The organism is Citricoccus muralis (genome assembly GCF_029637705.1).
Classification (GTDB): domain Bacteria; phylum Actinomycetota; class Actinomycetes; order Actinomycetales; family Micrococcaceae; genus CmP2.
In genome coordinates this window covers 250,064-262,334 of sequence record NZ_CP121252.1, presented here as the reverse complement: position 1 = coordinate 262,334, position 12,271 = coordinate 250,064, and the positions used below count along the sequence as shown (strand labels likewise).

Annotated in this window: 14 protein-coding genes; 1 reads left to right on the top strand and 13 read right to left on the bottom strand. The window is 68.7% G+C overall.

Annotated elements, in window-relative coordinates; all coding sequences use genetic code 11:
* Positions 1-14 precede the first annotated feature (14 nt).
* The 10 genes from P8192_RS01160 to dacB all read right to left on the bottom strand — a co-directional run bounded on the left by P8192_RS01160 (position 15) and on the right by dacB (position 9,450).
* Entirely contained in the window at positions 15-536 is a 522-nt protein-coding gene (locus P8192_RS01160; protein ID WP_278157858.1) for a DUF3180 family protein, read from the bottom strand.
* Positions 533-1,084, bottom strand: coding sequence for a 2-amino-4-hydroxy-6-hydroxymethyldihydropteridine diphosphokinase (gene folK / locus P8192_RS01155; RefSeq protein ID WP_278157857.1), 552 nt, complete (start codon positions 1,082-1,084; stop codon positions 533-535). The genes P8192_RS01160 and folK overlap by 4 nt, the downstream gene beginning before the upstream one ends.
* Positions 1,081-1,446: a dihydroneopterin aldolase gene (folB, locus tag P8192_RS01150; RefSeq protein WP_278157856.1), complete on the bottom strand. Its 366-nt coding sequence runs from the start codon at positions 1,444-1,446 to the stop codon at positions 1,081-1,083. The genes folK and folB overlap by 4 nt, the downstream gene beginning before the upstream one ends.
* Entirely contained in the window at positions 1,443-2,372 is a 930-nt protein-coding gene (gene folP / locus P8192_RS01145) for a dihydropteroate synthase (protein ID WP_278157855.1), read from the bottom strand. Before folP ends, folB begins: the two co-directional genes overlap by 4 nt.
* A gap of 22 nt (positions 2,373-2,394) precedes the next feature.
* The gene (folE, locus tag P8192_RS01140; protein WP_278157854.1) at positions 2,395-2,961 is read right to left on the bottom strand and encodes a GTP cyclohydrolase I FolE; all 567 of its coding nucleotides are present in this window, start codon (positions 2,959-2,961) and stop codon (positions 2,395-2,397) included.
* Positions 2,961-5,027, bottom strand: a complete 2,067-nt coding sequence (gene ftsH, locus P8192_RS01135; RefSeq protein ID WP_431521126.1) for an ATP-dependent zinc metalloprotease FtsH — start codon at positions 5,025-5,027, stop codon at positions 2,961-2,963. Before ftsH ends, folE begins: the two co-directional genes overlap by 1 nt.
* Before the next feature lie 96 nt (positions 5,028-5,123).
* Positions 5,124-5,675: a hypoxanthine phosphoribosyltransferase gene (hpt, locus tag P8192_RS01130; protein WP_270106642.1), complete on the bottom strand. Its 552-nt coding sequence runs from the start codon at positions 5,673-5,675 to the stop codon at positions 5,124-5,126.
* Positions 5,672-6,754 (bottom strand): tRNA lysidine(34) synthetase TilS, encoded by a 1,083-nt coding sequence (gene tilS / locus P8192_RS01125; RefSeq protein WP_278157853.1) that lies wholly within the window; start codon positions 6,752-6,754, stop codon positions 5,672-5,674. Before tilS ends, hpt begins: the two co-directional genes overlap by 4 nt.
* Positions 6,744-7,862, bottom strand: a complete 1,119-nt coding sequence (locus tag P8192_RS01120) for a zinc-dependent metalloprotease (protein ID WP_278157852.1) — start codon at positions 7,860-7,862, stop codon at positions 6,744-6,746. The genes tilS and P8192_RS01120 overlap by 11 nt, the downstream gene beginning before the upstream one ends.
* A 40-nt stretch (positions 7,863-7,902) precedes the next feature.
* A complete protein-coding gene (gene dacB, locus P8192_RS01115; protein ID WP_278157851.1) occupies positions 7,903-9,450 on the bottom strand; it encodes a D-alanyl-D-alanine carboxypeptidase/D-alanyl-D-alanine endopeptidase in 1,548 nt (515 codons plus the stop codon).
* 95 nt (positions 9,451-9,545) lie between these two features.
* On the opposite strand from dacB, the gene P8192_RS01110 reads away from it, so the two are divergent.
* Positions 9,546-10,070, top strand: coding sequence for an inorganic diphosphatase (locus P8192_RS01110; RefSeq protein ID WP_270106646.1), 525 nt, complete (start codon positions 9,546-9,548; stop codon positions 10,068-10,070).
* A 29-nt stretch (positions 10,071-10,099) separates the two neighbouring features.
* On the opposite strand, the gene P8192_RS01105 is transcribed toward P8192_RS01110, so the two are convergent.
* From P8192_RS01105 to P8192_RS01095, 3 genes are read right to left on the bottom strand one after another with little or no spacing between them, the layout of a single operon-like run.
* Positions 10,100-10,558, bottom strand: a complete 459-nt coding sequence (locus P8192_RS01105; protein ID WP_278157850.1) for a hypothetical protein — start codon at positions 10,556-10,558, stop codon at positions 10,100-10,102.
* On the bottom strand, positions 10,551-10,910 hold the full coding sequence (locus tag P8192_RS01100) for a hypothetical protein (RefSeq protein ID WP_278157849.1): 360 nt from the start codon (positions 10,908-10,910) through the stop codon (positions 10,551-10,553). The genes P8192_RS01105 and P8192_RS01100 overlap by 8 nt, the downstream gene beginning before the upstream one ends.
* On the bottom strand, positions 10,907-12,262 hold the full coding sequence (locus tag P8192_RS01095; RefSeq protein WP_278157848.1) for a C2 family cysteine protease: 1,356 nt from the start codon (positions 12,260-12,262) through the stop codon (positions 10,907-10,909). Before P8192_RS01095 ends, P8192_RS01100 begins: the two co-directional genes overlap by 4 nt.
* Positions 12,263-12,271 lie beyond the last annotated feature (9 nt).

The following is a 12,271-nucleotide window of genomic DNA, read 5'->3' as shown; positions in this document are numbered from 1 at the left end:
CTCCTTCGTTGAGGTCAGGCCCGGTGGCGCCCCACCTGCGGGATGCCATCGGGACCGGTGACGGGCCCCGTTCCGGAGCCGCCCTCACCGTCGCCGTCGTCGGCGATCCGGCACCATTGTTCCACAACGCACCCGACCACCAGCAAGGCCAGACCAGTGGCGATCATGGTGACAGCCTCACCCACGGAACCCCAGCCGGTCAGCGGAACCCGGTGCACCACCACGCCCACGTGCCAGCCCATAATCACCGCGGCAGCGTAGGCTCCGGCCTGGGCGAGCACCACGGTTTGGGCGGCCACCAGCGGGTTCATCCGGGCGGCCACGGGGCGGGAACGGTCGCGCCGCACGCGCACCCCCAGCACGAGGAGCATGACGACGACGGCGGCAATCGTGATCACCGAGGTCAGCCCGAGCACCGGGGTAACCCAGCCGCGCTCGGCGGCAACGTAGGAGGCGAGCCAGCCCAGCGCCGCGGTGAGCACCAGAATCAGGGCCAGCAGACCCGGGCGCAGCGTGGGCAGGGCGGGGCGGCTCATGCGCGCGGCTCTTCTGGCTCGTCAACGAGGTGCACGCCGTCGCGATCCGCCGCCCGGTCGGCCAGCTCGGCCACTGAGTCACCGTTGAGGGTGGCGTCTGGATCCAGCCATGCCCAGGGCGCCAGCACGAACGCACGCTCGTGGGCGCGGGGATGCGGCACGGTGAGCCGGTCAGTATCGAGCACCGTGTCGGGCCCGAGCTGTCCTGCCGCGTCTCGGCTCCGGTAGGAGATCAGGTCGACGTCGAGGGTCCGCGGGCCCCACCGCACCTCGCGGGTGCGCGCGGCGTCGGCTTCCAGCGCCTGGGCTACCTCCAGCAATTGCAGCGGGCTCATCTCGGTATCCACGGTGACGATCTGGTTCAAGAAGTCCGGCTGGTCCTCCGGCCCGATCTCGCCTACCACGGGGGCCGTGCGCGCCCGCGGCGATATACCGGTCACCCGAGTTTTCGCGGCGAGGCCGAGCAACGCAGCATCCAGCAGCGCCGCGGAGTCCCCCAGGTTCGACCCCAGGGCCAGCACGGCCAGAGCGCTCGTCCCCACCGTCATCCCCGTTCCCGGTTCACTACGACGGCGACGTCGGCGAAGTCCGCCGGAATGGGCGCCTCGGGTTTGTGCAGCGTCACCTGTACGCGCGATACCCGCGGCTGGGTGGCCAGCACGGCGTCGGCGATGCGCACCGCCACCGTCTCGATCAGCCGTGCGGGCTCCCCGGTGAGGATGCCCAGCGCGATGTCGGCGACCTCGGCGTAGTTCACGGTCTCGGCCACGTCATCGGTGCGGGCTGCCGTGTCCAGCACCGCCTCGGCGAGCTCCAGCTCCAGGTCCACCAGGAACGTCTGTCCCTCGGCCTGTTCCCGCTCGAGCACGCCGTGATAGCCGCGGGCGCGCAGTCCGGTGAGCCGGATCATGAGTGCTGCGGCGCGGTGTTCGGTCCACCCCAGGCGGCAGCCACCTTCACGGCGTCCACGGAGGCGGCGACGTCGTGCACGCGCACCGCCCACACCCCGTGCGCGGCGGCCAGCGCGGACACCGCGGCGGTGGCATGATCACGCTCCACGGGTGCCGGGGCGTGACCGCGGGAATCGGCCAGCAGGGTGCCCAGGAATCGTTTGCGAGAGGCGCCCACCAGCACCGGGAAGCCCAGCGCCACCAGGCGTTCCACCCCGCGCAGCAGCTCCCAGTTCTGTTCGCCGGACTTGGCGAAGCCCAGCCCCGGGTCGAGGATCAGCTGTTCGGGCTGGGCTCCGGCGGCGATGAACTGATCCTTCACCTCAGACAGCTCGTGGATCACCTCGGTGACGACGTCGTCGTAGTCGGCGAGCTCATCCATGGTGTGGGCGTCGCCCCGGTTGTGGGTGATGATGTAATGCGCGCCCGACTCGGCCACCAGCTCGGCCATCTCCGGCTCGAAATTCAGCCCGGACACGTCGTTGATGATCACCTCGCCGTGGTCCAGGGCCGCGCGGGCGGTGGCGGCATGGCGGGTGTCCACGGAGACGACGGCGCCGGCGCGCACCAGGGCCTCGATCACCGGCAAGACCCGGCGCTGCTCTTCGTCCGGGTCCACGGCGTCGCGGCCCGGTGCGGTGGATTCCCCTCCCACGTCGATCAGGTCAGCCCCAGCGTAGTGCAGCTTCAGCCCGTGCTGGATGGCCGCTTCGGCGTCGAAGTGGTTGCCGCCGTCGGAGAACGAATTGTCGGTCACGTTGACCACGCCCATCACCAGGGTGCGGTCGGTGGGCAGGTCGGCGAAGCGGCGTCGGGCGACCTTGCGCACGACGCCGACGGGGCCGGTGGAGGGTCCGGTTCCGGGGATGGCGGCCATGGATGACATGAAGGTCCTTCTTGTAAGTGGTCTAGGTGCGTTCCAGGATCAGACTCATGGCCTCGGCCCGGGTGGTGGCGTCGCGCAATTGCCCGCGGACGGCGGAGGTGACGGTTTTGGTGCCGGGTTTGCGCACCCCGCGCATCGACATGCACAGGTGCTCTGCCTGCACGACGACGATAGCTCCGCGCGGGTGCAGGTGCTCCATCAGGGCCTCGACGATCTGGGTGGTGAGCCGCTCTTGCACCTGGGGGCGCCGGGCGAAGACCTCCACCAGCCGAGCCAGCTTGCTCAGCCCGGTGATCCCGCCCTCGGGCGAGGGGATGTAGCCGATGTGGGCGTGACCGTGGAACGGAACCAGGTGGTGCTCGCAAGTGGAGTAGAACGGGATGTCCTTGACCAACACCAGCTCGTCATGGGAGATGTCGAAGGTGGTGCCCAGCACCTCGTCGGGGGTCTGGTTCAGCCCGGCGAAGGTCTCGGCGTAGGCACGCGCCACCCGGGCGGGGGTTTCCTGCAGGCCGTCGCGCTCCGGGTCTTCCCCGATGGCGGCGAGGATCTCCTTGACGGCGGCTTCGATGCGCGGCTGGTCCACCATCAGCGGTCTCCTTCGTTCGTCTCGCCGGTATGGCCCGGCAGTTCGGTGCCCGGGTTCGGGTCGACCAGCGGCTCCAGGGAGTCGGAGTGTTCTTCCGGGGCTGCTTCGGGTTCAGTCTCCGGGTCAGCACCTGAACCAGACTCCTGCGCGCGCTTTTCGGCGGGCGAGAGCACCGGCGGGGTGTCGGACACGGGGCGGGACTCGTCGAAGAGCCAGACGTCGCGGGGTTCACGCTTGCGGACGTCGGCGAAAATCTCCGCGATCTCTTTCTGGTTCAGGGTCTCCCGTTCCAGCAGTTCGTAGGCCAGCCGGTCCAGGATGTCCCGGTTCTCCTGCAGAATCCAGTACGCCTCCGCGTGCGCGCCGTCGAGCAGGGCCCGGACCTCGGCGTCCACCGCCGCGGCCACGGACTCGGAGTAGTCGCGCCCGGAGCCCATCTCCTTGCCCAGGAACGGTTCGGAGTTGCCGGAGCCCAGCTTCACGGTGCCGATGCGGGCGGACATGCCGTAGTCGGTGACCATTTTCCGGGCGGTGTCGGTGGCCTTCTGAATGTCGTTAGAGGCACCCGTGGAGGGATCGTGGAACACCAGCTCCTCGGCCACGCGCCCGCCCATGGCGTAGGCCAGCTGATCCAGCAGCTCGTTGCGGGTGACGGAGTATTTGTCGTCTTCGGGCACCACCATGGTGTACCCCAGGGCGCGGCCGCGGGGCAGGATGGTGATCTTGGTGACGGGCGCGGAATTGCGCAGCCCGGCCGCCACCAGGGCGTGACCGCCCTCGTGGTAAGCGGTGACCTTGCGCTCGTGTTCCTTCATCAACCGGGTGCGCTTCTGCGGCCCGGCCATCACCCGGTCCACCGCCTCGTCGAGGGCGCGATCGTCGATCAGCTGCGCGTTCGAGCGTGCGGTGAGCAGGGCGGCCTCGTTGAGCACGTTGGCCAGGTCGGCGCCGGTGAAGCCGGGGGTGTTCTTCGCCAGGGCGCGCAGATCGACACCCTCTACCAGGGGCTTGCCCTGGGCGTGGACCTGCAGGATCTTATGCCGTCCCTCCAGATCGGGGGCCTCCACTGGGATCTGGCGGTCAAAACGTCCCGGGCGCAGCAGCGCCGGGTCCAGCACGTCGGGCCGGTTGGTGGCGGCGATCAGAATGACGTTGGTGGTGGCGTCGAATCCGTCCATCTCCACCAGCAGCTGGTTCAGGGTCTGCTCGCGCTCGTCGTTGCCCCCACCCACGCCGGCGCCACGATGACGGCCGACGGCGTCGATCTCGTCCACGAAGATGATGGCCGGCGAGTTGGTCTTGGCCTGCTCGAACAGATCGCGCACGCGGGAGGCACCCACGCCCACGAACATCTCGACAAAGTCGGAGCCGGAAATGGAGTAGAAGGGCACCCCGGCCTCCCCCGCCACAGCCTTCGCCAGCAGGGTTTTGCCGGTGCCGGGCGGACCGTACAGCAGCACACCCTTCGGGATCTTCGCGCCCACGGCCTGGAATTTCGCGGGTTCGGAGAGGAATTCCTTGATTTCGTGGAGCTCTTCGACGGCTTCGTCCGCGCCGGCCACATCGACGAAAGTGACCTGTGGCATGTCCTTGGTGATCAGCTTCGCCTTGGACTTGCCAAACTGCATGACCTTGCCGCCGCCACCCTGCATGCGGGAGAGCAGGAACCAGAACAGCAGCGCAATAATCAGGAACGGGATGAGGAAACCGAGCATGCTCAGCAACCAGTTCGACTGCACCGGCTCATCGGTGTAATCGTCCAGGTCAGACCCCTCGACGGCGGAGATCACGTTCTCGGCGCGGGCCTCGGAGAAGAAGAAGTGGACCTGAGTGCCCAGCTCCCGGTCATCCAGGGTGAGATCCTCGCGCAGGGTGAGATCGACCCGGTTTTCGCCGTCGTCCACCAACGCTTGGGTCGCGGCGTCGTCAGCCAGCAGCTCCATGCCCACGGAGGTGTCCACGCGCTGGCTCGAGCTCTGGGTGAGCACCGGCACGACCAGGAGCAGCATCAGCACCGCAAGCACGATCCAGATGATCGGCCCCTTGAAGATCTTCTTGATGTTCACTCAGTCTCCTGTTCGCCAGCGCACACCCCTCATACGGTACCGGGTCGGTCAAGCTCGCGGCGCACCATCACGCCAGCGTTCGCAGAAAGAGGACAGTCAGGAGTACACGTGCGGGGCGAGGGTGCCCACGAACTCCAGGTTGCGGTACTGCTCGGCGAAGTCTAGGCCGTAGCCCACCACGAACTCGTTGGGGATGTCGCGGCCCACGTACTTCACGTCGATCTCGGTCTTCATGGCCTCCGGCTTCCGCAGCAGCGCGCAGATCTCCACGGAGGCCGGGCCGCGGGACTCGAGGTTGGTCTTGAGCCAGGACAGGGTGAGTCCGGAGTCGATGATGTCTTCCACGATGAGCACATGGCGGCCCATCAGGTCGGTTTCGAGGTCCTTGAGGATCCGCACCACGCCCGAGGACTTGGTGCCGGAACCGTAGGAGGACACCGCCATAAAGTCCATGGTGATGTGCGAACGGATGGCGCGGGAAAGGTCGGCCATCACCATGACCGCCCCCTTCAGCACGCCGACCAGCAGCACGTCTTTGTCGGCGTAGTCGCGGTCGATTTGCGCGGCGAGATCAGCAACGGTCTGCTGGATCTCCTCCTTCGACATGAGTACGTGCAGCAGGTCTTCGCGGACGTCGTCTTCGATCATCGTGGGGCTCTCCTGAGGCGTCGGAACATCAACAGTGTCGCATATTCGGAGCCGCGCTCGCGCGTGACGTGGAGACCGGGTAGCTCGATGGGCCCGGCAGAGCTCCCGGGGCGCCGGTCCATGAGCGCATCGACGGCGTGCAGGCGTTCGGCGGTGGGGGTGGAGCCCAGCTCGACGGCGGCGAGGGCGAGCACGCGACGGCGAATGGCTGTCGGCAGCGGGGCGAGGTGGTCCAGGCGGAGCGCAACAGTGGCAGGGGTGGCTGGGTCGGCTGGGATGTCTGCGCGCGCGCCCGCGTAGACACGGTGCGCCCAGTCTTCCAGGGCCTCGGCGTCGTCGGCCACGAGGTTTGCCGTGCGGATGAGCCCGGCGCGGACCCCGGGGCCCAGGCCGGTACCGGGGTCTTCCAGGGCGGGCAGCAGCCGGTGGCGGACCCGGGCCCGCGCGCCGTCGCCGTTCATCGGGTCTTCCCACCAGCTCACCCCCGCCCAGCGACAGATCGTCTCGGTGTCGGCGCGGGTGAGGTGCAACAGGGGGCGGACCACAGTGAGCGGGCCATGCGTGCGGGTGCGGCGGATGCCGGCCAGCGAACGCAGCCCGGAGCCGCGGGCCAGCCCAAGGAGCACCTGTTCGGCCTGGTCATCGGCGGTGTGGGCCGTCGCGACGATGGTGGCGCCGGTGAGCTCGGCGACGTCGCGGAAGGCCTCGTAGCGGGCGTCACGGGCGGCAGCTTCGAGCCCGGCCCCGGAGTCGACCGTGACGGCGCGGACGTGGGTGGTGATGCCGAGTCGTTCCAGTACGGCGGCGGTGCGCTGGGCGACGTCGGCAGATCCGGGCTGAAGCTGATGGTCGACGACGACGGCGGTGACCTGTCGATCGGAGTGATCTGTCCGGTCTGCCACGGCGGCGGCGATGGCCAGGGCGAGGGAGTCGGCCCCGCCGGAGACGCCGAGCAGGGTGTGTGCGGGGAGCTGTTTCAGCTGCGGCAACGCGGCGTTCAGGGGTGCGGGCCAGCGCGTCGTCGGTGGCCAAACGTCGGGCCCGGTGGGAGTCGGCGCGTCTGGTGACTCAGCTGGCACGGATCCGCCTCGCCCAGGCATCGGCGTCGTGGAGCTCCTCCTCGGTGGGCAGCAGCTCGGGCGCGGTCCACACCTGATTGAACCCGTCGGTGCCGAGCAGGCCGATGGCGCGGTCGACGAAGCGCTGCCCGTCGCGGTACTGGCGTGCCTTGGCTTCCATGCCGATCAGGCGGCGGATCAGTTTGCTCAGCGCCGAGCCCTGTTGCCCTCGCTCGGTGAAGCGGCGGCGGATGGTTTTGACGGTGGGGATTACGCTGCGGTCCACCGCGTCCATCACCACGTTGGCGTGGCCCTCGAGCAGCGACATCACCGCGGTGATGCGGGAGAGCCGTTCGCGGTCTTCGTCACTGGTGACGGCGTCGAGTAGGGATCCGGTTGGCCCCGTATCGGTTCCCTCGCTTGTCTTGGAGATCGCACCTTTGGCGCGGTCGAGCATGTCGGGCCACTGGCTCGTGGAGGTGTACAGCGAGGCGAGCATGCCGGTGATCTGCTCCTGCAGCCAGTGGCGCAGCCAGGGCGCGGCGGCGAACTGCACGCGGTGGGTTTGCTCGTGCAGGCACACCCAGAGCCGGAAATCGTCGGGGCGGACGTTGAGCTGCTGGCGGACCTGCATCACGTTCGGGGCGACCAACATCAGCCTGCCGCCGGCCGGGCCAAGCGGTTGTCCGGTGTGGTCGGGCAGGGCGATGAACGGGTCGTACTGGCCGAGCACGCGGGTGCCGAGCAGGCTGAGCAGTCCCCCGGCCTGGAGGCCGGTGATGGTGGATCCGAGTCCGCGGGTGGCCGTAGCGAACTGGTCCGGGGCCTGTTCCCGCACCCGTTCCAGACCCGGAGCCAGCAGCACGGAGAGCGACTGCAGGTTGGCGTGCGCCCAGCGCACCCGGTCCACCACCAGCACCTCGGAGTCGCGCAGGTCGCGGGCGGCGTCGAGGCCGGTGATCCGGTGCACGTGATCGACCGACACCTCGGCGGCGCGACGCAGAGCACGGGTCTCGTCCCGGGCCTGCCGCAGGTTGGTTTTCGGCCCGCCCAGGCTGAGTCGACTGGCGGTATCGGCGGCGAGCTCCCAGTTGATGAGCTGGTCGGTATGGGGTACGTGAGGGGACATAGTTTCATCCCACCACACCCGCGGCGACGGCGACCACCTGTCAGCAGCCGCAGTCCGCGAGCACCGTGGCGGCCCGGTCTTGAACCTCCCGCGCCTCGGTCACGCTCTCCGAGTCGGTCCCGGTGTTGATGAACGAGAACCAGAGCTGGCGCCCGTCTACGGTGACCACGGTGCCGGTCAGCGAGGAGTGCCGGTCCAGGGTGCCGGTTTTGGCGCGCACCGTACCGGCCGCCGCGGTGCCGGCCATCCGCTCGCTGAGGGTGCCTTCGAGCCCCGCGGTGGGCAGCCCCCACACGGTCTCGGCGAGCCAGGGGCGCTGTTGGACGGCGTCCATGATGGCGACCAGTTGTGTAGTACTGATGCGGTTTTTCGCGGAGAGCCCGGACCCGTCGGCAATGGTGATCCCGTGCGCGTCGACGCCCAGGGCGTCGGCGGCGGCGGTGAGCAGTCCGGCCACCCCCTCGAAGCTGCCGGAGCGGCCCGAGGCGAGCGCGGCGTTGCGGGCGGTGACCTCGGCGACCTGATTGTCGGAGTACGTGAGCAGGTATTCCACCTGTTCCGCCACGGTGGCGGATTCGATGGCGCCCAGCTCCGTACCGTCCCGCTCCCCCAGCCCGGAGGTGGCGTCCCGCTCGACGCCGGAGGCCACGGTGAGGTCGAGTCCGGCTTCTTCGGCGGCGCGGACCACCTGGGCGCGAAACACCGCGGCGGCGTGGGCACCTGGATCGTCCACGCGGTCGGTCCCCGTGCCAGAATCAGCCCGCGCCCCGTGCACGGCGATCGGCTGGACGGCGGAGATGTTCCCGGAGGACACCATCGAGTCGTTCCAGGTCAGCTGCGGACCGGAGTAGCCGCCGTCGTCGAGCACAATCCGCAGGGCCGGTGCGCCGGCGTCGTCTGAGGGTTCGTCAGACTCCCCGTCTAACCGGTCCGCGAGCGCGTCCACGGTCTGTTGGGCGAGACTGCCCAGCCCGGCCCGGCCATCCACCGACGTCGCACCCGCTCCGGTACCCAGCAGCGCGTCCCCACCGGCCACCAGGGCCACCACCAGGTCGTCCGTTCCGTCGTCGAGCACCGCCCGGGTGGTGTACCGGTGGTCCGGGCCCATCTCGTGCAGGGCGGCCGCGGCGGTGAGGATCTTCAGCGACGAGGCCGGTACCCGTGCGGCGTCGGCATCGCGGGAGTACAGCACCTCGCCGGTCATGGTGTCGGTGACCAGGGCCGCGGTGGTGAAGTCCGTGCCGGCGAACACGGTGTTCAGCCGGCGCTGCAGGGTCTCGGCGGAGGGCACGGGCGCTTCCTCAGAGAGGGCGAGTACCTCCGACGGCGGTTCGGTGGCCACGTCCAGCACGTTGGCGAGTTCTTCCTGGGCGCCGGTCAGCCAGTGGCGCGCCCCGCCCAGGCTGGTGGCGGGGATCGACACCTGGGTGAGGGCGGCGCGTTCGGCCGCGGCGGCTTTCAGCTCGGCGGCACGGTCCTCGGGTGCGGGCAGCACGGTGCACCCGGTGAGCACGAGTGCGGCGATCAGCGTCCCCGCCAGTCCTCGGGCACGCGTCGCGCGCGCGGAGGTGGCGGAGCGAGCAAGCACACCTGAGAGCGTACCAGCGCGGACGTGACGCGCCCGCCCCTGCCGAGGATATACCCTGGTTCTGACACGTTTCCCTGATGCTAGGAGCCTGCCCCATGAGCCACGACGTCACCATCGAAATCCCCGCCGGATCGCGCGTCAAGTACGAGTTCGACCACGAGACCGGTCGTCTGCGTCTGGATCGCGTCCTGTTCACCCCCATGCAGTACCCCACTCACTACGGGTTCTTCGAGGACACCCTGGGCGAGGACGGCGACCCGCTGGACGCCATGGTGTACCTGCCCGGCTTCGATCTGGTGCCCGGTGTGATCGTCGAGGCGCGCCCGATCGGCGTGTTCAACATGACCGACGACGGCGGCGGCGACGCCAAGCTGCTGTGCGTTCCGGCCGACAAGCGCTTCGACCATATCCAGGAGCTCTCCGATGTTGAGGAGTGGCTGCTGCAGGAGATCGAGCACTTCTTCACCCGGTACAAGGATCTGGAGCCCGGTAAGTGGGTCAAGGCCGAGGGGTGGGCTGATCGCGCCGCCGCCGAGGCGGAGCTGGCAGCGTCCATCGAGCGGTTCGCCGCGCTCGGCGAGGAGACGGCCGACGACGAGCCCCAGGGCCGCGACGTCTGATCAGCCCCGTTCTGCCAATCCGGCAGGTCTTAGAACCCGTCGGCGAGCTCGAAATCCGGGTGCGGGTCGAGGCACAGGGTGGCGGCGGGTGAGCCCTCGCCGCCGTCCGCCGGCGTCGCGTCGAGCAGGGTGAACACTCCGGCCACGGGATCTTCCACGGTCTCACCGCGGCGTAGCTCGACCCGGCCGAATCCGCCGTCGCCTTCATCCACTCCCGTGATGCCGGCAACCACGCCGTCGTCGTCATCCCACACCCCAGACAGCGTATAGGCGGGGAACAGCTCGACGCCGGGGCGTAGCACCGTGTTGGCCTCCAACCCCAGGGTGACGCCGTCGCAGGCGATCGGGATGGGCTCCGGCTCGGTGTCGGGCTCCGCGGCGGCGCAGCCTGCGAGCGCGCCGAGTGCCATACCAGCCCCGAGCGCGCCGAGTGCGATCAGTGCTCCGCGCGATACCCCGGGCACGACGGCGCCCGCCCGGTCAGTCAACGTCCCACCCTGGTGCCAGTGCGAACCCGGGGGCGGGCTGAAACTCGATCGCCGTGGCGAAGGGGCGCGTCCCGGGGGCCAGTCCACCCACCTGCGGGCTCACGTGCAGCAGTGTGAACGTTCCGGCGCGGGCGTCACTCACGCTCTGCCCCGCAGTGAGTCGGGTGGGCGGAATTCCGCCGTCGGGGTGGGGGTCGACGCCGCGCAGCACCGCGATCATCACGCCGTCCTCAATCCGTGCGTCCGACACCGTGTACGCGGGAAACATCTCCGCGCCCGGGCGGAATACTTCGGTGCCCCGGAAGGTGAAGCGGATCGGTCCGGGGGCCTGGTCGGGTGATGCGTCGGTCATGATGAGTATCCCCCTCCGATGGAAACGTCGCTGCTGTAGTCTTCAAAGTCCTCCCACGAGATGGTGAACGTCGCGCCCATGGGTGTGGTGCCGCTGCCGGGGTTGTTGTATCCCCACGGGTTGCGCAGGGTCACCCCGTTCTCATCGGAGGACACCACCTCATAGGCGTGGGTGCCCACCATTTCGATCTGCTGTTCCTCACCCTCGATGGTGACGGTCACGATGCCGACGCCTTCTTTGCGTTCCTCATCCGAAATCCCTGCCGTGGCCGCCACCACGGGTCGGCCTTCCTCGGTGGCCGCGGTGATCTGCTCGCGCTGCCCATCGTCATATCCGGCGCCCCACCCGAACACTCCCCGCTTGCGATGCACCACCTCGGAGTCGGTGTCGGTGAGCTCTTCGAGTGAGTCGTCCGGGCGGCCTCCGGTGAGCCCATTTCCCTCAGAGTTCTCGGGCAGCGTGCCGGCCGGATACACCTGCCCGTAGGCCGCCTCGATCACCGAGAACACATTCGCGTCGGCGCTCGTGCCGGTACTGCCGTGCACGTAGGTTTCATCCACAAAGACGGTGCGCCCTTCTCCGGAATGTGGGTCATTGGGGTCCCGCGGCAGCGTCACCATGAATCCGGTGAGCTCGCCGTTCTCATAGTGGGGCTTGACCATGCCGGAAATGTGCTCGCGCCCCTCAGAAGTGCGCGCCATGCTCGACAACGCGGCCAGCAGGTAACAGTCGCCGATACCGCGCTGGTTGATGTCGTCGGGATAGATCCGCCCGTTCTCGAGATCAGAGGCAATCTTTTCCATCTGATCTTGCCGCAGGTCCGTGCGGGCGCCGAGGTCCTGCCCCTGATCGTTGTAGTTGTAGACCTCGACGTGTGCGCCCTCAGCCAGCAGCGCCGCACAGGTGACGGCCGCCTGCCGGACCGTGGCCACCGATTCCACGTACGCTTGCTGGTGTTCCGCGACCTCGGGCATCACCTGCAGATGGGCCCGCATCATCTCCACCAGCCCGGTGGCGGTTTCCACCACGGCGTCGAGTTCCAGCATCCGATCCCGGATCCCGTCGCAGCGCTGCTGTTCCGTGCGCACCACCCAGCCGTAGTCCTCCAGCGCCCCCGAGGCTCGGCTGACACCTTCCTTGAGGTCAGAAATCTGCACCGACTGATCATAAATGACCGTGTTGTAGGCTTCCGCCGCCTCGCCCTCCCAGATATCGGGGAGTTCCTTCGCTGCCCAGGCGTCGTCATAGTCGGTCTGCAGTGCATCAGCGAGATCGCGGACCTTGGTCGCGGATGCCAGAATGCCCTCGGGCTGGCCGGGGACGTCACCAATGAGGTTTGCGTCAATTCCCATGCCTATCAG